The 21,520-nt window shown below is 49.2% G+C and carries 12 protein-coding genes and 2 pseudogenes; 6 read left to right on the forward strand and 8 right to left on the reverse strand.

Annotated elements, in window-relative coordinates:
• Window positions 1-73 precede the first annotated feature (73 nt).
• A pseudogene (locus RY831_RS33435) lies at window positions 74-259 on the reverse strand (IS701 family transposase); the annotation flags it as partial.
• A 441-nt stretch (window positions 260-700) separates the two neighbouring features.
• The gene (locus RY831_RS26460) at window positions 701-2,242 is read right to left on the reverse strand and encodes an APC family permease (RefSeq protein ID WP_326509377.1); all 1,542 of its coding nucleotides are present in this window, start codon (window positions 2,240-2,242) and stop codon (window positions 701-703) included.
• Between the two features lie 311 nt (window positions 2,243-2,553).
• Between RY831_RS26460 and RY831_RS26465 the strand changes: the two genes are divergently transcribed.
• The 3 genes from RY831_RS26465 to RY831_RS26475 all read left to right on the forward strand — a co-directional run bounded on the left by RY831_RS26465 (window position 2,554) and on the right by RY831_RS26475 (window position 7,810).
• Window positions 2,554-3,624 carry an IS110 family RNA-guided transposase gene (locus tag RY831_RS26465; protein ID WP_326509378.1) on the forward strand — a complete coding sequence of 357 codons (1,071 nt, stop codon included), beginning with the start codon at window positions 2,554-2,556 and terminating at the stop codon, window positions 3,622-3,624.
• A 1,373-nt stretch (window positions 3,625-4,997) separates the two neighbouring features.
• Window positions 4,998-6,518, forward strand: a complete 1,521-nt coding sequence (gene adh, locus RY831_RS26470) for an aldehyde dehydrogenase (RefSeq protein ID WP_326509379.1) — start codon at window positions 4,998-5,000, stop codon at window positions 6,516-6,518.
• A 461-nt stretch (window positions 6,519-6,979) separates the two neighbouring features.
• Complete coding sequence (locus RY831_RS26475) at window positions 6,980-7,810, forward strand: TorF family putative porin (RefSeq protein WP_326509380.1); 831 nt, start codon at window positions 6,980-6,982, stop codon at window positions 7,808-7,810.
• A 527-nt stretch (window positions 7,811-8,337) separates the two neighbouring features.
• On the opposite strand, the pseudogene RY831_RS26480 reads toward RY831_RS26475, so the two are convergent.
• The 6 genes and pseudogenes from RY831_RS26480 to RY831_RS26505 form a co-directional block, all read right to left on the reverse strand.
• Window positions 8,338-9,393, reverse strand: a pseudogene (locus RY831_RS26480) (IS3 family transposase).
• Window positions 9,394-9,860: 467 nt separating this feature from the next.
• A complete protein-coding gene (locus RY831_RS26485) occupies window positions 9,861-10,712 on the reverse strand; it encodes a 3-hydroxybutyryl-CoA dehydrogenase (protein WP_326509381.1) in 852 nt (283 codons plus the stop codon).
• 657 nt (window positions 10,713-11,369) lie between these two features.
• On the reverse strand, window positions 11,370-13,007 hold the full coding sequence (locus RY831_RS26490) for an acyl-CoA synthetase (protein ID WP_326509382.1): 1,638 nt from the start codon (window positions 13,005-13,007) through the stop codon (window positions 11,370-11,372).
• A gap of 968 nt (window positions 13,008-13,975) precedes the next feature.
• Window positions 13,976-15,526: an aminomethyl-transferring glycine dehydrogenase subunit GcvPB gene (gene gcvPB, locus RY831_RS26495; protein ID WP_326509383.1), complete on the reverse strand. Its 1,551-nt coding sequence runs from the start codon at window positions 15,524-15,526 to the stop codon at window positions 13,976-13,978.
• Window positions 15,519-16,925: an aminomethyl-transferring glycine dehydrogenase subunit GcvPA gene (gene gcvPA / locus RY831_RS26500; RefSeq protein WP_326509384.1), complete on the reverse strand. Its 1,407-nt coding sequence runs from the start codon at window positions 16,923-16,925 to the stop codon at window positions 15,519-15,521. Before gcvPA ends, gcvPB begins: the two co-directional genes overlap by 8 nt.
• A 38-nt stretch (window positions 16,926-16,963) precedes the next feature.
• On the reverse strand, window positions 16,964-18,172 hold the full coding sequence (locus RY831_RS26505; RefSeq protein WP_326509385.1) for an ATP-NAD kinase family protein: 1,209 nt from the start codon (window positions 18,170-18,172) through the stop codon (window positions 16,964-16,966).
• A gap of 145 nt (window positions 18,173-18,317) precedes the next feature.
• Between RY831_RS26505 and RY831_RS26510 the strand changes: the two genes are divergently transcribed.
• The 3 genes from RY831_RS26510 (at window position 18,318) to RY831_RS26520 (ending at window position 21,463) form a co-directional block, all read left to right on the forward strand.
• Window positions 18,318-18,920 carry a TetR/AcrR family transcriptional regulator gene (locus RY831_RS26510; protein ID WP_326509386.1) on the forward strand — a complete coding sequence of 201 codons (603 nt, stop codon included), beginning with the start codon at window positions 18,318-18,320 and terminating at the stop codon, window positions 18,918-18,920.
• Between the two features lie 600 nt (window positions 18,921-19,520).
• On the forward strand, window positions 19,521-20,093 hold the full coding sequence (locus RY831_RS26515) for a TetR/AcrR family transcriptional regulator (RefSeq protein ID WP_326509387.1): 573 nt from the start codon (window positions 19,521-19,523) through the stop codon (window positions 20,091-20,093).
• Window positions 20,094-20,467: 374 nt separating this feature from the next.
• Window positions 20,468-21,463: an LLM class oxidoreductase gene (locus RY831_RS26520; protein WP_367576105.1), complete on the forward strand. Its 996-nt coding sequence runs from the start codon at window positions 20,468-20,470 to the stop codon at window positions 21,461-21,463.
• Window positions 21,464-21,520: the final 57 nt, after the last annotated feature.

Consider the following 21,520-nt stretch of genomic DNA (forward strand, 5'->3'; position numbering starts at 1 on the left):
ATCCACCGGAACAGCAAAAACTCGCCGCCTGACGCCGCTATCCTTCAAGCCGCCATACACCAGTCTTGACACTAGCTCGCACAACTGGTTCGGCGCCGGCTAATGCGGTAAGGGTCTTGTTGGGGTCACGCGGAGCCAGGAGGCTGGCCAGATAAATTCAGAAGCAACGTCGTTGCGCCGGCGAATAAAATAGGGAATCAAATTGCACCGCAAAGTCCTCAAGCGGACCGGTTGCCGGTGGGTCCATGGCGACGGGCATCCGTGGCAGCAGAGCTGCCTCTAGCCAACATAACCCCTCATGTATTTATTTTCAACACATTGCCGCTACAACGTGTTGCATGGATTACAGATGAAATCATGCAACACGCTGTAGTGCGTCGCTGGCTTTCGTAGCAACAGACCATCACAAGGTCTAAACATCCAACCGACATGATTCAAATCCCAGGATCTCTGTTTGCACGCTTAACTGAGCCACTTAGTTATGATTCCTAAATGACAAAGTCCAGCTTAGGGTATCCACAGAATTCAATTTCTTTTCGATGCCAGCTTTGACAGTCCTATCATTCATGCTAAATGCCTAACGAACGGTGAGACACCATTTGCAAAAAACACCAAGATCAACATTTTTTGGAAGAATAGTAGATTTTACCTGCTGCCATTATTTACCGTGCGATAAAAATCATAATGTTGGTTCTGTTCCCTATGCTGCGCCAATGGGGGTTGCCGCAGCGCTTTGCCTAAATCTCTTGAGCAACGCGTAATAGACGAGCCCTGCCGCGAACCAGCCCAGCCCCAGATATAATGCCGAATTGCTCATTTGGGTCGCGACTACTACAATGATGGTGATGCCAATCACGGGCACCACTAGATGTGCAATCCAACGACCCGAGCGTCGCTTCACCGCAAGCAGTGCAATCACCGACAGGTGTACTGCCAGATAGGCCGCCAATGCTCCGAAGTTAACTATGCCGGTCAATTCTTCAGGCATTTCAATGAAAGTCAGAGCAATCACAATCGAGATGACACTTGCCAAACAAAGTGTGCGCTGCGGGACATGGTATCTAGAATGCAATTTGCTTAGCCCAGCGGGAAGCTGGCCGCCATCAGCCATGGCGTGCAACACTCGTGCAACAGCCGCCAACATAGGCGGTGTAATGGAAAGTCCGGTAACCAGAGCAGCGATCCAGGCCATTGCATGACCGGCCATAGGAGAAACCTTTGCTCCAGCCATGTCGTACACGCCGGAGGCAAGGTCCGAGAAGGCGAATCCTTTAGCGAGTCCGGACATTACCCAGGTTTGTACGACTGCGATCACTCCGATAATTAATAGGCATGATACGACTGCACGACCAACCAAATGCCGTTGCTCAGGCCGCACCTCTTCGGTAAGAGTAGTGATCGCGTCAAAGCCAAGGAAAGCCAGAACACAGATCGAGGTTGCGGCAAACATTCCTTGGGGAGTGATTGCGCTACTCCAGACTGCGTCCATTGGGAATGCGGTGGAGATTGGACCAGGCGCGACCGCTAACGCCCAGCCAACAAAAGCGACGACAGCGAGAACCTGAACGCAAAGGAATATCAAATTTGCACGAGCACTCATAACCACGCCATACCAGTTGATAGCCAGACTAATTCCTGCAAATATAAGGATCCATACCCACTTCGGGACCTCTGGCATTAAGGTGTTGAGCGCAATGCCGGCAAAAACATACATCAATGCGGGAATCATTAAATAATCCAGCAACACCATCCAGCCGGCGATGAATCCCGGCCCCACCCCCATGGCCTCACGCGCGTACCCGTAAACCGAACCCGCACCGCGTACCTCTCCCGATATTTCTTTGTAAGAATTGGCGGTAAAGTACATGCAGATAATACCGATCAGGTAAGCCAAAACGGCCGCACCTCCGGACAGATCGTAAACATAAGCGAACGTGGCCCAGGGGCCGATTGGGGCTAGATATACCAATCCATATATTATCAAATCCCGAAATGTAAGCACTTTTGCAAAGTGCCCTTGAGAAGGTGGGCCGTCAGCGACGGATGGTGAGTAATTTGTAGTTAGCGGGTTCATTTGTCTTCTCCAATTTGATTGAGTAGGAAAGCCGCTGTCGTTGCCATTGCAGGCATATCGTGCGGCTAAACCGTATTTGTTTTTAATATGGTTATGCGGCGCGTTCTTATATATAAAGGCGCTTGAGCTATGATTTATTAATATGCTCTGGAGCCTGATAGGCTCCATGTCTTCATCAAAAGGCGCCCACTTCGTTTTGGAAGTGGGCTAAACCGAACGACCGAGACAGTGATTACGGTGACGTCAATTCTATGAGTATATGCGGCACTTGAATATCAAAATTCGGCAAGCAGTCAATGCGAGATTACTGAAGCGTGTTTCGTCTGAGCCCTACGTTCAACACAGTACCGGTAGGGCATTTTCACGCTGCCTGACCGTAGCTCCTCGACTGATGGGATGGACTCCCTCCGTCTTTTTGCGCCAAAGTAGGCGTACTGGTTCGCATGGGCATGGGGATCAGTCAACAAAAGGAGTCCGTCATGAATACTACTATCGTAGCCGTCGACTTGGCCAAATCTGTTTTCCAACTGGCTGTGGCCAATGCCGCCTGGCGTGTTATCGAGCAACATCGCCTTACCCGCACGCAATTCGAGCGCTGGTTTATCAATCGCAGCGTATCCCTTGTCATCATGGAAGCCTGCGGCTCGGCTCATCACTGGGCTCGTCGATTTAACGCCATGGGCATTGAAGTTAAATTGCTTCCGGCTTCATACATACGCGCCTACGTCAAGCGCAACAAGACCGACTCCGCTGATGCCTGTGCACTGCTCGAAGCGGCTCGCTGTGGCGACATTACCCCAGTGCGAATCAAATCCGTCGAACAGCAAGCGCTCCAAGGGCTGCACCGTGTCCGCTCGCTGTGGATGGCCACACGCACCGCAAGAATCAATGCCTTGCGCGGCTGCTGTCGTGAGTTCGGTATTTCCGTTGCGACTGGCAGTCGCAACGGCCTGGAGCAGATCAGTCGGGTTCTTGCCGATCCTGCTTCTACCATCCCAACGCTCATTCGCGGCACAATGAAGTTGCTGGTGGAAGAGATTCGGTTGCTCGAAGCTCGGGTGGCTCAGCTAGAACGCGAGCTCACGGCGCTGGCGAAACAGTCTCCTGCTTGCACCACGCTGCTGTCGATTCCTGGCATTGGTTTGTTGACCGCTACCGCGATGGTGGCGGCCACCAGTGGAAACGTCTCCCACTTCAAAGATGCCCGGCACTTCGCTAGTTGGTTTGGCTTGACGCCGAAGGAACATTCGTCCGGCAATACCAGAAACTTGGGGCGCATCTCCAAGAAAGGAGATCGATACTTGCGCATGCTGCTGACGCACGGTGCCCGTTCGGTACTCCGAGCGGCAAGCGTCGCTGTCAAGGCTAATCGCCAGATTGACGGTCTGCGAACTTGGGCACTTGATGTGCAGTCCCGCGCCAACCACAACAAGGCGGCGTGCGCGCTGGCCAACAAACTTGCACGGATCTGTTATGCGACTTTGCGAGATGGAGAAATATATGGAGGAAGCGTTACGCGCATGAGCCAGAAGCTTAACGATCCGACGTAACCGGTGCCTGTCTGAGCAATACGCTACGAACCACAGTTGAACATACCCGCCTTTGCGAAGAGATTGATCGCCCATCATGGCACCCAGGGATACCCCCACATCGTTTGACGCCGAAAACGCACTTGGCAGCTGTACGCCTGCCGCTCGCATTGATTGGCGCAGTGATGTCGCAGATTCCATGTCGGCACGGACCACAACAGAGTCCACCTTAGATGCCGGATATACGACTGCAGGCTCCTCCCTCATGCCATTCCTATCGATCAGTCCCTTGTACTTTGGAGGGAGTCCATATAAGTATGTTTGGCAGCTTCTCCGAGATAGGCTCTCATCTTGGAAAATACCTGTTCAATGGGACAAGAGTCTGGGCGATGCGGCGGCATGAGCGCAATTGCTCCCCAGCAGCCGTCATCATCTCTTCAATACCGGCGACTGTATGCTAGCTGAAATTGTCTATCACCACGATGTTACTTGAGTGTAGGACCTGCACGAGGACCTCTTGGACTTAGGTGCGGAAGGTCTGAGCATAGATAAGACCATCAATGTTCCATTGCGCCACCAAGCCGTAGCAACGCAAGACGCACGCCACCGTCGTTGTTTTCCATGGACATTATGTGCGTGCCCGAGACAGCGCGTTTCTACCGGCGAACGGCTACCGGATGCAATCATATTGGAATTAACATAGGTTTCATTCAGGAGCACTAAATGTTGACTTCCAGTTCAGGATGTTGTGCGCGCCACGCCTACCGGGCCTGCGCTACGTCCGTCAGCGTTTGCTCGCGTACATGCCGTGCCTTTTTGGAGGTTGCATCCAGCAGAGCCAGCGGCTATCAAAGTCCGCTAACTCTTTTCCAGTGTCTAAATTCCAAATTCACGGCCAATTAGTGGAAAACAGTGAAAGCAGTTGCTGTGGTGATCTTGCTCACGCTAAGATTTAATTTTGCTCGCAACCCAAACTAAATACTTGCTTGACCTTGCGATGCGGCAATCTAGGTCCTGGAATGATGTGATGCGAAGTTATGAAGGTTACTTAAAAAAGTCACTATCGTTTAAACAAGATATGCTTCAGTAACCTCGCATTGAATGCTTGCCGATTTTTGATACTCAAGTGCCGCATATACTCATAGAATTGACGTCACCGTAATCACTGTCTCGGTCGTTCGGTTTAGCCCACTTCCAAAACGAAGTGGGCGCCTTTTGATGAAGACATGGAGCCTATCAGGCTCCAGAGCATATTAATAAATCATAGCTCAAGCGCCTTTATATATAAGAACGCGCCGCATCACCATATTAAAAACAAATACGGTTTAGCCGCACGATATGCCTGCAATGGCAACGACAGCGGCTTTCCTATTCAATCAAATTGGAGAAGACAAATGAACATGGCTGACATTGGGAACCTTGGCTACACCAACCCTTTCAAGCAAAGGTATGGAAATTTCATAGGGGGCGAGTTCGTAGAACCAGTACAAGGCCAGTACTTCGCAAATATCAGTCCGGTGTTTGGCAAGCCATTTTGCGAAGTGGCGCGCTCCACTGCCGAAGACATTGAACTCGCCCTTGACGCAGCTCATGCTGCAAAGGCGACTTGGACAAAAACTTCGCTAGCACAACGTTCAAACATCCTGAACAAGATCGCTGATCGCATGGAAGCCAACCTTCAAGTCTTGGCGACAGCTGAAACCATTGACAACGGCAAGCCGATTCGCGAAACCCTTGCTGCTGATATTCCTTTAGCCATTGATCATTTTCGCTACTTCGCCGGTGTGATACGCGCCCAGGAAGGCTCCATTGCACAAATCGATGACCAAACCTACGCATACCACTTTCACGAGCCCCTCGGTGTGGTAGGCCAGATTATCCCTTGGAATTTTCCGATTCTTATGGCTGTCTGGAAACTGGCACCTGCTCTCGCTGCCGGCAACTGTGTCGTTATGAAGCCTGCAGAACAGACTCCTGCTTCCATCATGGTATTGATGGAGCTGATACAGGACTTGCTTCCGCCCGGTGTTGTCAACGTTGTTAATGGCTTCGGACTTGAAGCAGGTAAGCCTCTAGCCTCGAATAAGCGTATTGCAAAGATTGCCTTTACTGGCGAGACCGGCACTGGACGCCTGATTATGCAATACGCCTCGCAGAACCTGATTCCCGTCACGTTGGAGCTCGGCGGAAAATCGCCAAACATCTTCTTTGCTGACGTGATCGACCATGATGACGCTTACTTTGATAAGGCATTGGAAGGCTTTGCAATGTTCGCCCTGAACCAGGGAGAGGTCTGTACTTGCCCATCCCGAGTATTGATTCAGGAATCAATCTACGATCAATTTATTGAACGTGCAATCGATCGTGTATCCAAGATCAAGCAGGGAAATCCGCTTGACGCCAACACCATGGTAGGGGCACAAGCATCGGAAGAACAGTTAAAGAAAATCCTCTCTTACATTGACATCGGCAGACAAGAAGGCGCGGAAATCTTGGCCGGAGGTGAGCGGTGCGTTCAAGACGGCGCCCTAGCAGAGGGATACTATGTAAAGCCAACCGTGTTCCGCGGGCACAACAAGATGCGAATCTTCCAGGAAGAGATTTTTGGCCCGGTGGTATCTGTGACAACTTTCAAAGACGAAGAGGATGCACTAAGGATTGCCAACGACACGTTATACGGCTTAGGCGCCGGCGTCTGGACACGTGACGGTTCGCGTGCATTCCGTATGGGACGCCAGATCGAAGCGGGCCGCGTGTGGACCAATTGCTATCATTTGTACCCCGCACATGCTGCGTTCGGTGGTTACAAGCAATCAGGCATTGGACGTGAAAACCACAAAATGATGCTTGAACACTATCAGCAGACCAAAAATCTGCTTGTTAGCTATAACCCAAATCCAATGGGATTCTTTTAATTAGATAGGAAGGCGGACGTTAGGACGTCTGCGTTCTTATACACACTCAATGCACTAACCGGTCTCTCGGGCGATCGTCTTAGACGAAGCCCGAGATATCCCCTAAGTATGTAATGTGGCTTTATCTCACGAAAGTATTATAGGTATGAGGATTGCATTACGATAAACACACGTTCAGTTTTGAGCAGTCGTGCACTCAAGATGCATCAATCACACATTCCCTTTAACGTACTCATAGCGAAATAGCATTCTTTAGCCTATGTATTGCCAGCGGTTTAATAGATTGGGCCAAACCGCTCACGAATGTTGACGTTGCATTGAGTAATTAAAGTGGACCCTTTTGCTGAAGTAGACACAAGCAAAATTTAAGATGATATCGGAACCATATTCCGAGCGCATGCTAATTGTTACTACGAATGTAGTAAACGAACGAATCCATTTAAAATAGACGGAGACACCTCTTGAAATACTCAATTAAAAGATACAGCCTCGCCATAATCACTCTTATGAGCGGTTGTATTTGGCACGCACATGGCGCTGCCGCCGCTGACCTTGATAGCAACGAAAAGTCTGTCTGGACCACTACCGGAAACGTTAGTCTAGTTTCAGATTACGTTTTTCGTGGTGTCTCGCAAACCCAGCGTAAGCCTACCATACAAGCCGGTGTCGATATAAGCCATGCAAATGGACTTTATTTAGGGGTTTGGGGATCCGGCGTCTCCAGTGCGGCATACAGTAATACCAGTGGTGGAGAGATTGATATCTACGGTGGTTATCGCTTTCCACTTACTGAAAACGCAAATATTGACCTGGGCGTCATTACATGTTGGTTTCCGGGTGCAAGTTACAGTGCTTTCGGCCGCTCAGTTAAGTATAATACTCAGGAGGCCAAAGTTGGAGTAACGATGGGCAATATTAGCGTTGCAGCTTATGTTGCACTTAACAATGACTGGTTCGGTTTAGCTGTCGATCCCTTTACTGGAATGGAACGCGATACACGAGGCTCAAGGTACATAGAGGCAAACTGGAATCCGGAAATTGGTGATGGCTATACAATAAATCTTCACGTTGGCCGCCAACACGTTAGGCATCTAGATATGTACGATTTTACCGACTTCAAAGTAGGCCTGACTAAGGCCATCGGTCAGTGGAATGTCTCCATAGCTGGTACGTATAATAATGGCCGTGCAGATAGTAATGGAGTTCCATTATGGACTTATTTCAATGCCGATGGGTCTTCCAAGAATGTAGTTGGTAAAGCTTTTATCCTCTCAGCTACAAGATCTTTCTAGCACATTCGCGTTTCGCGCTAAAAGCTATCACAATATAATAGGCGGACGTCTAGGATTCATCAAAGGTTCAACGCAAAGGCTAGGATTTTCTTTTAATAGATTTAACTTTGACACCTATCTCGTCCTCCTTTCTAAAGGTCAGACTTAGTAACAACCGTCTTTAGAACTATATGATCTTTAGCTCTGCTTCGCAGTAACGGATTAGCCAAGTCAGACATTTTGCAACGAGGAAAAATGCTTTCACTATTGCAACGCTCCTTAGTTAACTTACAAGGGTAGCCTTTCGCTGTGCCGTTTACAATGTTCCCGTTCGATCCGATTTGGCACACAGTTAAATCTTCACCTGTCCACCATAAATATCAGAAGGTCGCACTACGACTAAGAAAGACGATGGGGCGTTGGTTTAAAGTCCTAGTTCAAAGGTCTGCTGATTCTCACCAACAATACTGATGTGCCCCATTAGGAGTGCCAAGGGCGTGTTAGTAAAGCTCCGTTGATAATTCGTCCGTTTTCGTACCTAAAGTCCTTCATCGGTAGCTGGCCTCAAACTCGGCGGGGGTCTGGTAGTTCAATGCACTGTGCTGACGGTGCTCATTGTGATCGCATTGCGAAGCGGTTATACGAATGCGTGCCCCGGCCAGGCAGTTGAATTAGTGATCATTGAGGCATTCATTACTGGATCGGACGTTGAAGCTTTCAATGTAGGCGTTCTGCGTTGGTTTGCCTGGCTCGACTAATTTGAGCTGCACACCAATCTGATATGCCCTTTGGTCCAGCCTCTTGCCAGTAAGCTCTGCACCCTGATTGGTGCGAATGGCACCCGGCAGACCACGAAACTGCGCCGCGCGCGCTCCAGGACTCCCGCGACATACTGCCCTGATATTCCATGGTCAGCGACAAGGTCGATTGCCTCCTCGGTGAAGTCGTCTACAATGGTCAACACTTTGATACGCCTACGGTTAGCCAAGGCATCATTGACGAAATCCATCGACCATACCTTATTTGGTCAGATCGGCAGGTCCAACTGTTCTCTCTCCACAGCCACACTATGGCGTTTCCGTCGGCGTTTGACGGCCATTCCAGCACTCTGATACAGCCTGAAGATGCCTTTGTGATTCGCGTCGACACCTTCACGCGCAAGAGAGCATGGAGCCGTTGATAGCCGAAACGGCGCCGCTCGCCTACAAGCTCTACAAGGCGGCCTTGCAACTGCTCATTCTCTGGGTGTACTTTGGATTGATAATGCTGCACCGTTCGTGACATTCCCACAAGCAGCCGGGCGCGGCGCTCAGAGATCTCTGTCATCTCCCGCATGATCGCGACTGCCTCACGCTTGGCCTTTGGCGTCAGTACTTTCGCCCGAGAGCTGCCTTCAGAGCTTGTGCATCCAGGATTGACTTGGCCAACAGCTTCTTGAACAGTGCGTTCTCGGCTTCCAGGCCCCGGAGCCGCTTAGTGTCCGGGACCGTCGTTCCACCAAACTTCGCCCGCCAGTTGTAAAAGGAGGCACCACTAAATCCATGCTGCCGGCATAGCTCCATGACCGGCACCCCAGCCTCCGCTTGGTTCAAAAAACCGATGATCTGCTCGTCACTAAACCGATTCTTGACGTTCGTTCTTCCGCTTGATAACGAACTTTACGAGATCCACATGGCACTGTTTATTGGGGGCACATCACCTGCGACGTGTTATCTTTTAATTAAGATGACCATGCTGATACATTAGACTACTATGACAACTGCCCTGGTTTACTACCAAATGCACGTTTGTAAGGAATTTTCCCGATGATACCTTTCCTCGGTAAGCACCTAATCAAGGTGAAGTTGTAAGAATTCTTCCCCGTCAGATGTTAAAAGTAGGATCTTTCGGCTGTTGTCTGTCTTCGTGGGTGATTCTTGCAGGATCTTAACTACAGCAAGTCCGGAGGCGATAAGTGACTTGCAATTCTCACAAGTTGCGTCATACGTCGTACCGGAGCCGATTTTGCGCGCACAATCTAATAAAGAACGACTGACAATATGCATGAAGTGACCTTTGGCAATATTAACGACTATGAGTATTGAAAAAAGCCTCGTTTTGTCTTTCGCCCAAGATGCCCTGCATCGACCATTTCACGCAGCAGTTGAGCAGGCCTATATTTGGACTCACTAAACTCCTTATATAAAACTTCCATGACCGACAAGATCGTATCAAGTCCAATCATATCAGCAAGTTTAAGCGGCCCAATCGGGTGATTGCTTCCCAGCTTCATGGCGTTGTCAATATCCTCGGCTTCCGCAACTCCCTCTTGTAAGAGAAAAATAGCTTCACTAATCATCGGTATTAACAAGCGATTAACAATGAAGCCTGGTGAATTCTTCACTGGGATCGGAACCTTATTCATTCGTTTAGCCAAATCCATGGTTTCCGCATATACCTGTGCTCCTGTATGTACCCCACGAATTACTTCGACTAACGCCATTGACGGTACAGGATTAAAAAAGTGCATGCCTATGAAGCGTTCCGGGTAAGAAAGGGCTCTTGCAAGTTTCGTGATCGAAACAGATGATGTGTTAGTTGCGATAATTGTTGTAGGCGTCGCTATATCTTCAAGCGACTTTATGATGGTTTGCTTGGTCTCAAGCCGTTCTGTCGCCGCTTCAATCATAAAGTCTGCTTGTGCCAAATCAGCCAACAATGGTGAGGCCTTGATTCGGCTTAGCGCGGAATCTTTCTCTATAGCAGTAAGCGAGGTCCTAGCTAACTGCCTTCCAAGGTTAGTATCTATCGCTTTAATGGCCTGGCGGATTGCCTGGTCATCAATATCGTTTAGGATGACATTGAGTCCAGCTACTGCACATGTTTGGGCTATTCCTGCTCCCATTATGCCAGCTCCAATAATTCCAATTGTATTGATTCTCATTGCTATAGTCTTCAAATGTGCATGTGGATGACTCGGCGTTAGTTGCGTGACTGACGCTTCCCCGATTCTTGTAATCTGCTGTTTTTCTTGCTTTTAGTAGCGGTTTCAGTGTACGCATCCAGAGCGTACGATGCTTGTCGATCCTCCTATAAGAATGTATCGACGTATTAATATTTGACGTAGACGTTCGGCACTTGATAACAGATTAATGAATGCAATAATTCTATGATTACTGCCTATCTACTTGGCCCAGTTATTGCAGACTTTTCACGTTTTCCTTAGCCTTTTTCACATAGGCTTTTACGCTTGCAGGATACCAGCGACATCCGTACCGACCTTTTTCGCCTCTGTTGTTTAACAGCCTAGCGATAGATGTCAGAGACTCTCCCCGCTGCAAACGCACGCAAATTTCGTTTGAAATCGCCCTCAACCGCTCATCTGAACCAGTCCTAGTCGATACCGGAGTGTGCGCTGGATCGTTCCGCCTATGGAGTAGCAACATTGATTCACTCATGCGATAAAGATCCTCAAAAAGATAATCTAATCTCTTTGCGTTTCCTGAGTCCGTGTCGTTTCTAATTTTATGGGTCACCATGTTTCACCTGAAAGCTCACCCAGCTCTGTCGGGACGAACGTACGTCGTCCCTTCGTTGTGTCTTATTGCAATGCGTCCACCGATTTGATCTGTTGTCTTAAGGTAAACTTCTGAATCTTTCCTGTCGACGTTTTTGGCACCTCTCCAAACATCACTGCACGAGGGACCTTAAAGCCAGCAAGATGCTTTTTACAATGAGAAATAATCTCGTCAGACGTAATCGAGGCGCCCGTCTTCAGTTCAATGAAAGCACATGGCGTTTCCCCCCACTTTGGGTCCGGCATGGCTACAACTGCTGCATACATAACGGCAGGATGGCGGTACAAAACGTCTTCCACTTCAATACTAGATATGTTTTCCCCGCCGGAAATAATGATGTCTTTACTGCGGTCCTTTATTTTGATATACCCGTCGGGGTATACCACGGCAAGATCGCCTGTGTGAAACCACCCACCAGCAAACGCTTCCTGAGTAGCCGATTCGTTTTTAAGGTAGCCTTTCATCATAATATTGCCGGCAAACATGATTTCTCCGATCGTTTCGCCGTCTGCAGGAACGGGGGTCATGGTCTCTGGATCCATGACAGTCACAGCTTGCTGAAGGTGATAGCGAACTCCCTGCCGCGCGTTTAGCCGCGCCCTTTCACTAATATCGACGCTAGCCCATTCGTCGTGCTTAACGCACACGGCAGCTGGGCCGTAGACTTCAGTAAGGCCATACACGTGTGTAATGTCGAAACCCATTTTCTCCATACCTTCGATCATAGCTGCTGGTGGCGCCGCTCCAGCGACCATCGCTTTCACACGATGATTGATGCCGACTTTCAGTTCGTCGGGTGCGCTCAAGAGGAGGCTATGAACTATTGGCGCGCCGCAATAGTGGCTAACCTTATGTGTGCGGATAAGCGACAAAATGTGTTGCGCCTCTACTCGGCGCAGGCAAACGTTCACACCTGCGCGTGCTGCCACAGTCCAAGGGAAACACCATCCGTTACAGTGGAACATTGGTAACGTCCAAAGGTACACAGGATGCTTTTCCATATCCCACTCCAGGATGTTAGAAACAGCATTTAAATAAGCTCCGCGGTGATGGTACACCACGCCCTTAGGGTTTCCAGTGGTACCAGACGTATAGTTCAAGCAGATAGCTTGCCATTCATCCGATGGCATCTTCCAGGCATAGTCCTTGTCTCCACTCGACAGAAATTCCTCGTAATTGCTTCCACCCAAATTTTGACCGGACCCTACGTACATTGGGTCATCCACCTCAATAACTAAGGGCTTGCATTTTGCGCGCGACAATGCTGACTTCATTAAGATCGAGAATTCGCGATCAACGATAACGACTTTCGCTTCACCATGCTCCAACATAAATGCAAGCGACTCAGCATCGAGCCGCGTATTTAGAGTGTTTAGAACCGCACCGACCATTGGAACACCAAAGTGCGCTTCAACCATTGCCGGTATGTTAGGAAGCATAACCGCTACCGTATCGCCTATTCCAATGCCGTTCATATGCAATGCAGACGCAAGTTGTCGGCATCGGCGATAAGTCTCAGACCAACTCTGCTGCTGGTCTCCATGAACGATTGCAACTCTTGACGGATAAACGGTCGCCGCGCGTTCAATAAAGCTTAACGGGGAAAGCGAATGATAGTTAGCGGCGTGACGGTCCAGGCCTTTTTCGAAAATGTTTGGCATGTTGCCTCCTTAATTATTGTACTTAGTACCTTTAAATAAACTATACCTAGCGTTGCACAGTCGGATAGAGTCGCAGTATTACTTATTCAGACCTTTTCTAATCTGAATAGCAAAGGTGCGTTCAGCGCTGTTTTCCCTCCGAGCGATTCTTACAGTTGCTATCTTAAATCCTTACGCTTTATTGCTCGTGAGCACGCGGCATTGTGTGGCTCAGGGGAAGTATTTCTAAATATACTGGCGCAGGCCAATTACCTGTTTCAGAACAAAACATGAAAAATTGAAACATGGATTTCTCTTTCTGGTAACGAAACTAGCTAAGTTAAATGTGAAATAGCATGTCCTACTGACGACTGCATCTTATACTTGCGCTCTACTTCTTTAGAGCGCAAACGTTAGGTTACATCCGCATTAAAACGCAGTCTCACAGCTTCACAGAGCGAGCGGAGATTCTGTCAAAACTGATGTTTGCAAAGGCTAGCATCATGCCAATGTTTATGAGGACTTCTCTCGTCTATACAACTTCTTCAATTAGGTGCTAGCTGCATTTTTGCAGGTGTCACCGAATGGTTGTTGTTCAGACTTATTGGCAGAACGATTCGCTACTTCGGTCCTTGGAGCGATGGCCTCAAGAATCCGAATGTTGTGCCGCGCGTTCACTCTATGGCTATCAGCATACAGTCCACTCGTTCTTGCAAGCTCTGTCTCTCTTCGCAAATCTCGTCTGAGCGCATTAAGTAGCGCTTGATACTCATGAGGAAAAAGATGTAAATCCAGCGTCACCATATTTGCCTCCGTTACGATAATCGACGTGAATTAAGTCGTCCGACCGTAAGCAAGTACTTTTCAGCTGCTCCGGCCGGATGTACACAAATGGGTCTTTTTTATAATCAACTATATTCCCACTAGGGAAAATGGCTGTTCTGAAAAGACCCACAACTTCCGCACAGTAAAGTTCTTGACTGACGCCTCTAGCTAGCCTTTTTCTTCTTCAGATACGCACGCCAAGTCATAGCCCACTGCGATGGGTCATCCAGCGAACTACTTTTCAGACGGTGTATCGCCTGGTTATGCGGCGAGGTTTTTACGATCTCTGGATTGGTATAAGCTTCATGGGATATTTGTGCCAATACCGCTATCCACGTATCGAGAGCCTCTTTTCCGTACATTTCGCCGGCTTCTGGCGTAAAGGGTTCGGGAACGAGCCATGGGTGGTGACTTGTCCACAGAGCGTCGACGCCGAAGTCAGTCATTCGGTTCTGAATATCATGGACGTCAACTCCAGTTTCCTCTTTGAGCTTTTCAAAGCTGTATCGTGTCATCTCCAAGCGTGGGGTCGTTTGGTCCGGGTGCGAGCGAGTTACCCCTCTGATTGCGAGCAAGCCCTTTTCCATATAGTTGTTCGCAAGAACTGACAGATCTGATGCTTCAGCCATTCCGGCAGCACCCATGGCACGCGCCCATGCGTAGGCTTTCAAGATTACTTGAACATTTCCCCAGAATTCGCGAATCTTTCCGACACTTTGCGGCCTATCATAATCAAGGCTGTAACGTTCTCCGTCGAACGCAACAACGGGTTTGGGCACAAACGGCGCCAGCTTGGCGGAGCAACCATACGCGCCGACTGCAGGTCCTCCGACTCCGCTTTTTGGAGCGCCGAACGTTTTGTGAAGCATGAACATGCAAGCATCAAATCCTAGTTCGCTTGCTCGAAGTTTGGTCATGACACCGTTGAAGTTTGCGTGATCATAGAAGCAAAGGCCGCCAGCTTCATGCACTATGCGAACCCACTCCTTGATTTCAGGGTTGTAGACGCCCATATCATCCGGATTGTTCACCATCAACGCTGCTGTACGATTTGACACCGCAGCTTTTAGCGACTCAAGCGATGGATAGCCGTTCTCGTCAATCATCAAAGTAATTACTTTGAAACCGGCTGCTGCGGCGGTTGCTGCGCTGCTTGGATGAGTTTGGATCGTAGTAATAATTTCGTTACGTTGTTCCAGCTCTCCGCGTGATGCGTGATAGGCACGGGTGACGGCACAACTGGTATAGGCTGCTTCAGCGCCACCTCCTGCCTGGAATACAAACTGATCCATGCCCGATACTTCTCGCAGGATTTTATCCATGCCATATACTACCTCTAGCACGCCCTGCAAAGTATCTTCATCCTGATACGGGTGCACATGCGTCACCTCGGGCCGCCATGCCAATGCTTCGTTGATCTGCGCGTTATATTTCATCGTACAGGTGCCGAACAAACTAATGTTCATCATGCCTAGAGTTTGCTGCGATAAGCGCAAATAGTGGTACAGAACTTCCGGCTCGGACATTTCCGGAAGGTTCGGCTTACGATTGCGTCGCATTGTTGCAGGGACCAAATTGCCCGCGTTCCCAACAACCTTGCTTACTTCATCTTCCACCTCAGGAAAAACGACGCCACGCCGTCCTGGATGCCCCATTTCCATAATGATCGGCTCGTTCCAGACAGGTGCGTGATATTCTTTGACGACTTTATTCATGGTTGATCACCTTATTAAGAGCATTGGCAAGACGTTCGATATCAGCATGAGTGTGAATTTCGGTTACGCAGTACAGGGCACTGGCACCAAGTTCGGGAAAATCTTGGGACAAGTCCTTTCCGCCGAAGATACCAAGCGTCAGGAGCTTCTTGTTGATATCTGCCACTGCGAGGTTTGTTTGATCAAAATTCACAATGAATTCTTTAAAGAATCCGTTTGGGAAAGTAACGCGTACGCCAGGGATCTCTGCAAGCCTTCGTGCCGCAAAATGTGCTCGCTGTAGAATTACATTGCCAACTTCTTCGAAGCCCGTTGGTCCCATCATTGCCATGTATACTGCATTTGCTATTGCCCACATATACACAGAATGCCCAGTCCAGTCGTTGCCTTTATCACGCAGGCCGTAGGAAGACTGCTCAAATAGGCTGAGGCCAAAACCGTACTCGCCCGGTTTGGTAGTCTCTGCAATACTGATGAATAAGGTTGGATACTGATGAGCATAGCGTTCCTCGTCACGCGAGGCAATAAACCCGCTGACCCCACCCCCACAGTTCATATGCACACCGAGTGGCTGTGTCGTTCCAACGACGATGTCCGCACCATAGTCGACTGGCGCTGCAAGGACGCCGAGCGAAATTGGGTCAACCCCAACGATCACCTCTGCACCTGCTGTATGTGCGATGGCTGCGATTTCCGAACCTTGGTGTTCGATCATACCCAGATATGAGGGTGTCTCAAAATAGACAGCCGCTGTATTAGGGCCGACAAGGGAGCGAAGGTGGCTAAGATCCATCAGTCCAGTTTTTTTATCAAAGTCGACAAGCCGTACTGCGATGTGCGATGGCATGTCAACTGGTTCGCAATAATTCTCTATCACTGATAGGCGCTCAGGGTCAATTGCCCTCACAACGATCACTTCATCTCTCCCGGTGAGACGGGCCGCCATCCGAATTGCATGGCCCGCCGCTACACCCCAACTACGGACTGGAAGAGCCACGAGATCCATCTCCAGCAATTCACCTAGTTGGCTGCAAAACTCGAACCACGCTTGGTTGCGCCCGTGGTCTGAACTTGGTTCTCCAAATACCGATGTCAGCCATTCATTTCGGCGGACGACTTCGTCACAAGCTGCTGGGACATGGTGCTGCCAGCAACCAGCACCTAGAAAATTGAGATTTTGCTCGCACGTCTTATTTTTAGATAATGTGTCGACTAGGTGCCTGCGCAACTGACTTTCCGTCAGAGCGGGAGGAAGATTGATCGGACTTTTGAGCCGATGGTCGGCAGGTATTTGCTGGAATAGTTCTTCGATACTTTTTGCGCCAATGGCATCAAGCATTTCCCGCTTTAACGCTGGCGCTGAGTTCGCCATATACGGATGGGCAATCGTCTCTTTCATGTAGAGTATCCTTTCAGTTACATCGGGTGGGAAAGACATCAGGCTTGAACCTTGTAGTAGATAGAGCGATCAGGAGCCGTCTGTACGGGTAAATAACCAGTGAGCATCGTATTAACTTCTTCGTCGCCTGTATCCACATGCAGGCGTCTCGTCGCCAAGCTAAGGAGTTTCTCCATCGTAGCTAGGACGATGATGCGATTACGCCCTACTCTGCGAATCACCTCGGCGCTGATTTGTTGGTTTCCTCGACCAAACAAGCTTCCATGGCCGCCTAGCACCCCTACGATTAGGTATGTCTGTCGTCCTTCCATCAGCTGGAGCAACGCATTCTCGTTGAGGTCCGACCCAACGAGTTTGCCGTCGAGCACAGCGTCAACGCCGAGTAACGTTGACGGAAGACCCAACGCCGACATCACATGTCGTGTCGTAGTGCCTGGTCCTACGATGTAAAGACACCCTGGGCGCATTTTATTGGCGATCTGCCGGCTTACCGCTTCTAGTGCAGCTTGTTCATTGGGCATCGAACCAGCTTTGGCATTTTGTGCCAGATAACGCAGATATGGACTACGCGCATAGCCATAGAGTTGTGCCGATACTTGATCTTGACGTATTGCGTTCTCGTCGATATCCATGACCTCTGCATCGCGGACCCGAACGGCCGGATCGCCTGCGATGAAACGCGCAGTAAGCGTTCCAACGTTTTCTGGTGTCGTACCGAAGACCGCTGAATACATTTTTACGCCTGTCGGGATACCGAGAATGGGAATGCGGTCGCCAACGCTGCCTAGGACGTCGCGCGCCGTTCCGTCACCTCCTGCAAAGAGCACCAGCTCGACGGATTCCCGCACCATTTTTGACGCTGCTGCCAAGGTATCTGTCGGCGCACTCGCTCCGTCCTGCGGCTGATGTATAACCACGGGGTTGAAACCTGCCGCTTTCGCGACATCTTCGCCAAGCTCACCTGCACCGGTAAAAAGAGTGATAGAAGCAGAGGATGTTGCAAGACGCTTCAAGGCACTTAAAGCACGGGCACCTGATAAGGGTTGGGCGCCTCGGCGTCTAGCCTCTGCCAGTACCTCAGCTCCATCAGTGCCTTTCAAACCAACTCTACCGCCCATGCCTGCGACTGGATTGACGATGAGTCCGATTTTGTGAACTCGTTGTGGCAACGCCCTGGCATTAGCGACCTGCGTTGCATTTTTGTCAATGGCAATGCTGTCACCAGACAAATCGCGCGACTCATACATTTGTACCCTCGTCGGAATAATGGTCCTTGGGATTTGAGTTAGAATTTCTCGTCACATACGAACCGTATGCAATTCATCTTATTCGCATACGAGTCGTATGTCAACTAAAATACGCGCCGTATGTATAATTCTTGGAGGTAACGCAGTGGTACAGAAACGTGCAGAAATGATTGCCGAAACCCGAAGCAAGCTGATCAAAGCCGCCAGAGAGGCATTTGCTACGAAAGGGTATGCAGAAAGCTCAATGGATGATCTTACGGCCGAGGCTGGGCTGACGCGTGGTGCGCTCTACCATCATTTTGGAGATAAGAAAGGGTTGCTGCAGGCAGTCATTACACAAATTGATAGGGAAATGGTAGAACGCTTAGCTGCAATCATTGAGGGTGCGTCCACGACATGGGATGGTTTTGTAGATGAGAACATTGCTTACATTAAGATGGCTCTTGAACCGGAAATTCAGCGAATCATGTTCCTGGAGGGTCCGGCAGTATTAGGAGATCCGTCACAATGGCCAAGTCAGAATTCGTGCATCCGTAGTACACAACGAAGCATCCAGAAGCTAATTGAAGAAGAAATTGTGAAACCGATCGATCCACTTGCCGCAGCGCACCTTATTAATGGCGCCTTGCGCGGAGCCGCCCTATGGATAGCAAGTTCTGACGACCCTCAATTAACGTCTCAAAACGCCGTCGACAGTTTCATGGCCTTGGTTTCAGGCCTACTTCGTGACAATAGGAAGACAAGCTGATGAACCCCTCTGGAATTAGTTAATCCCCGACTTTCGTGTCAAAACATTACGAAAACAGAGCGTATTGTCTTCCTGTCATGAAGTCTTCTCGACGCTGCTTGTGGGGTCGAGGACTTAACCTACTTTTCAATCTATCAACAGTATAAATTATAAGATGATGCCCGGCTGCATAAACCCACGGCCGTGGAAAATGTTGGTTCCCCTTGGCATTTCAGCGCCGATTAACGGTTTTAATCCGGTCTCTTTCCTTGCCTCAAATTACCTCGGGGTCATCAAGGCCTAAAGGAGGCCCCTTTCCGCTTATAGTTACAAGATAGCTTCGGGCTAGAACCCACTTGCTCGAGAAAACATCGACTTCTAAAGAGTGCGCCGATTTCTTGAAATAGAAACGCAGCCATTCAAACAGCCCTTATTTTGCGGTGACTGCTCTATAGACAAAAGAGAATAAATTACGTTTAGGTTCACTTTCGACCATAGCGCATCGGAAATTCACCGAAAAAATCATGTTTACATACGGCGCGTATGTGATGTATATTTACTCACATACGTATCGTATGTTAAATCTTGACAGAGGTTGCGTTGGTTCAGAAGCGTGCAAAGATGAGTGCCGAAACCCGCAGCAAGCTTATCAAAGCTGCTAGGGGGGTGTTCGCAATAAAAGGATGTGCTAGCAGTTCAATGGACGAGATTACCGCCGCTGCTGGCTTAACACGCGGTGCGCTTTACCACCATTTTGGGGGCAAGAAAGGACTTTTACATGCGGTGATCACACAAATCGATAAGGAGATGTTAGAGCGCCTGAGTGCGATCATTGAGCAGGCAACCACATCCTGGGATGGCTTCCTGCAGGAAAGTATCGCCTACATAAACATGGCACTTGAACCGGAAATCCAAAGGATTATGTTTCTAGAGGGTCCCGCCGTTCTAGGCGATCCTTCGCAATGGTCGAGCCAGAATTCGTGTCTTCGCAGGACCCAAAGTAATATTGGAAGACTATGTGACGATGGAATATTACGTCCAGTCGACTCATTAGCTGCCGCACACCTCTTCAATGGTGCGCTACGAAGCGTGTCGATATGGGTAGCTAATTCTGAAGATCCACTAGCGACCGCCGAAAAAGCAATTGAGGGTTTCCTAATTTTAACTTCAGGGATGTTCTGTGAGGCCGACTAGGCACGTCAATCAGGCTGCTGTCGTGCCGCATTTGTGAATTGTCAGCATCATTCCATAAAAGGCGGATTATGCAATGAGGTCAGCAAATAGTCTATTAGTTGGTATGAATGAAAAAACGAATCCAACATCCGATGTCCGAAATCCTTACGTCAATCGGTAGAACAAGTTCAATAGAGCAGCCGCTCCTGGAATCCGCTTTAGTTTGAATGTCAGTGGATCGCACTTATGGATTGATTCGCAGGATTAGATCGTCTAGCTCTAGTGAAGAGCAAGGCTAGGGTGACATGCGGCCTTGCAGCCAATAGAAAAGCTTCGCGAGGCGCGTACTGCAGCGACGGAGTTGCGGCTGCAGAAAATATCTTATTACTGTCTCTATGGCCACCTATATTAGAGGCCTAAACCTTTATTTCAGAGCTATGAGCATATTTAAACATCATCGCGGTTTCTCGACTATGTATCAGGAGGGAAATCTAACTTTAGGCCTTTATTTTCCTATTGAAGCCTACACTGGAGCTGTCCCTGTAATGGATGTGGCCCAACAAATCCGTACGGCACGGCTGGCTGAGTCTCAAGGCTTCGCTGCTCTCTATTTCAGAGATGTACTGCTTAACGTCCCTTCGTTTGGCGACGTTGGCCACATATATGATGCTTGGACATTCATGGGGTATATGGCGGCGCACACATCGCGTATAGCGCTGGCTACTGGCAGCATTATTACCACGCTTCGTCACCCATTACATGTTGCAAAATCAGCCGCTTCCATCGATCGCTTGTCAAATCAACGCTTGGTGCTTGGACTTGCTACAGGTGATCGTCCGGAGGAATTCCCTGCTTTCAACCAGGACATGACAAACCGTGAAGGTTTGTTTCAAGAGGCACTAGCCGTTATGCGTCAAACATGGCGCAGCGACTTTCCAGCAATTTCTACGCTTAGAGTGCACATGTCAGGAGCAGACTTGCTGCCTAAACCTTTGCTGGGTACCATTCCCGTAATGGTGACTGGCAATTCACGACAGTCGGTTAAATGGATCGCTGAGCATGGAGACGGCTGGCTCTTTTATCCGCAAAATCTAATTCAGCAGGCAGCGACTATACAAAAATGGCGTTCAATGACTGAGAAATTTAAGCCTTTCTCGCAGTCCTTATACGTTGATCTATCAGAGAACCCCGATGAGTCACCCTCACCAATACATTTAGGATTCCGGGCTGGACGCAACTTCCTTACGAGATATTTGACCGATTTGAAAGACATAGGGGTCAATCATGTGGGCCTAAATTTGAAATACAGTCGGCGGCCGGCACATGAAGTCGTACAAGAATTGGGCGAATACGTAGTTCCTAACTTTCCAGCTCATGATACGGCAGAGTGAGTGCGTCAGTGACGTGACCGGTTAATTCCAGTCCAGGTTGAGAGAGAATTCAACCTG

This window comes from Noviherbaspirillum album (genome assembly GCF_035916955.1).
GTDB classification, from domain to species: Bacteria; Pseudomonadota; Gammaproteobacteria; order Burkholderiales; family Burkholderiaceae_D; genus Noviherbaspirillum; species Noviherbaspirillum album.

Excerpts from the sequence above, each read along its gene's own strand:
- RY831_RS26460 (WP_326509377.1), bottom strand. The coding sequence starts at position 2,242 with ATGGAGCCTATCAGGCTCCAGAGCATATTAATAAATCATAGCTCAAGC.
- RY831_RS26465 (WP_326509378.1), top strand. The coding sequence starts at position 2,554 with ATGAATACTACTATCGTAGCCGTCGACTTGGCCAAATCTGTTTTCCAA.
- adh (WP_326509379.1), top strand. The coding sequence starts at position 4,998 with ATGAACATGGCTGACATTGGGAACCTTGGCTACACCAACCCTTTCAAG.
- RY831_RS26485 (WP_326509381.1), bottom strand. The coding sequence starts at position 10,712 with ATGAGAATCAATACAATTGGAATTATTGGAGCTGGCATAATGGGAGCA.
- RY831_RS26490 (WP_326509382.1), bottom strand. The coding sequence starts at position 13,007 with ATGCCAAACATTTTCGAAAAAGGCCTGGACCGTCACGCCGCTAACTAT.
- gcvPB (WP_326509383.1), bottom strand. The coding sequence starts at position 15,526 with ATGAATAAAGTCGTCAAAGAATATCACGCACCTGTCTGGAACGAGCCG.
- gcvPA (WP_326509384.1), bottom strand. The coding sequence starts at position 16,925 with ATGAAAGAGACGATTGCCCATCCGTATATGGCGAACTCAGCGCCAGCG.
- RY831_RS26505 (WP_326509385.1), bottom strand. The coding sequence starts at position 18,172 with ATGTATGAGTCGCGCGATTTGTCTGGTGACAGCATTGCCATTGACAAA.
- RY831_RS26515 (WP_326509387.1), top strand. The coding sequence starts at position 19,521 with ATGAGTGCCGAAACCCGCAGCAAGCTTATCAAAGCTGCTAGGGGGGTG.
- RY831_RS26520 (WP_367576105.1), top strand. The coding sequence starts at position 20,468 with ATGGCCACCTATATTAGAGGCCTAAACCTTTATTTCAGAGCTATGAGC.